We start from the raw sequence: 1,755 nt of genomic DNA on the forward strand, positions 1-1,755 counted from the left end.
TAAATGAGGATGCAGGGATAGCGTGCCGGGAAGCAACGGTGTTGCTTGAGCGCTGGAAACCCTCTGAGTATCCTCGTATCACACCGCGATTAATGAAGAAGTTTGTTAATGATATTCATATTCTGAACCTTACCGTTCCTGCAACAGAAGATCATCGCCATATTCTTATTGCTCTCTACTTACTGGTGGTCAGATACGGGGAGCGAGATATTAAAGTATTACTTCGCGATCCCAAAGCTAGTCAGACCGAACCCGGTATTGCTCCGGATGATTTTGACGAGATGCTCTCGCTAACTTATCAACAAATATCCCGAATTTTTAATAACGATACAGAAAGATGGAGCGAATTTCTGATGAGCATCCACTATCAGTCCACGGTGGAGCTTGCCAGGAGCGAGTTGCTTGATACGCCTCTTAAAGACGCGATTGGTGCTATAAATATCCCACGGCTTGAAGAACTGACGGCCTTGTGGGGTTTCGCTGAAGCATGGCAGCGAGTGGCACCACATATTCAGATGCGAGACTGGCTGGTTTCTTATAGCCGGATGGATGAGAAGTGTCAGGCTCTCGCCGAACCGCAACTCAAAGTCGCAGTGCAAATGCTGAATCAGAGTTATGCTGTTTCACTCAGAGAAAAGAATGATGAAGGTTTCGTATTGAGTCTGCAGAAACTGATGGCTGACGGGCGGATAAGCCTAGAGCCTTTCGTCGAAAGGCAAATATCGTTTATTGTGAGTAAACTTGATGAAATTCAGGATTCAGAAAAATTGGAGGCTGAATCCACGAAGACGTTGCTGCAGGAAGCTGATTCATACTCTGTTCTGGCCGGTGAATCACTACTGAATAAAATGGAGAATTTTGTAGATGGCGTATTTTATGTGGAATACCTTGTCAATAATGAAGAGACCTTGTCAAACCTGAAAATTGGCACACTAGATATCGGAAATCACGGTCGGGAGGAGATGTTACGCTATGGAGCTGAGCAACCTCAGATAGACCTTTTTAATCCGGGAATTATCCGGCATATCAATATTGCATCGAAGGCGGTACAGAACGTAATTGGAAAGAATGATGGTACAGGTGGGGCTCAGGTTAGCTCTGCAATAATGACGCTTAAAAATCGTCAGGTTGTTGAGGACGTTATCCATTTCAGAAAAATTGTTCTGAGCCCGGACTGGAATAATAATGTTTTAAATCAATATTATCTTAATAATACGGCGACGAGGAATCTCTTCCCTGCGGAATTTGCTGCACAGGCTGTTGCTCACATGGTGCTCCATGGTAACTATGCCGGTATCGAGTCGTACAGTGAACATATTGGTGAGGAACGGTTTGACCTGGCTTTGGCTGCATATCTTCGTTATCTACGTACTGCCGAGAGTATCTTTATAGCACTTAAGGATAAAAATGTTCTGCCGTACATCAAAAATGCTGTTGGCAGGATTGTTGATTTAGGTCTTCTGGTGAATATACCTGTCCTGAGCTTTGTTAAAGGTCAGTATGACGTCATCAAAGAAGCTACAAATGCAACCTCTCTTTTAATATTTGTGCGAGAGCGTCAAAAAGCACTGTCAGAGAAAATAATTGAGTCTGATGTGAATGCTATGGGTCCAGTATTTCTCCATGACGTATATCAGTCAGGTGAGCAGTTTGATATTTTGAAGAAAAAGCTGAACGCCCTGGCATGTGGAGTATTTAGTTCTTCTGAAAGGCTTATTGAGTGTTTTACGGTTCTTCCTGTGAACATGCGCTTTA

The 1,755-nt window shown here is 43.5% G+C and carries 1 protein-coding gene; it reads left to right on the forward strand.

The annotated features are described in order from the left end of the window. Positions 1–1,755, forward strand: a 1,755-nt coding sequence (locus ACOTX3_RS25970) for a hypothetical protein (RefSeq protein WP_421631665.1), incomplete at both ends; no start/stop codon positions are given.

It is taken from the genome of Enterobacter cloacae complex sp. IR5384 (genome assembly GCF_049237265.1).
Classification (GTDB): domain Bacteria; phylum Pseudomonadota; class Gammaproteobacteria; order Enterobacterales; family Enterobacteriaceae; genus Enterobacter; species Enterobacter cloacae.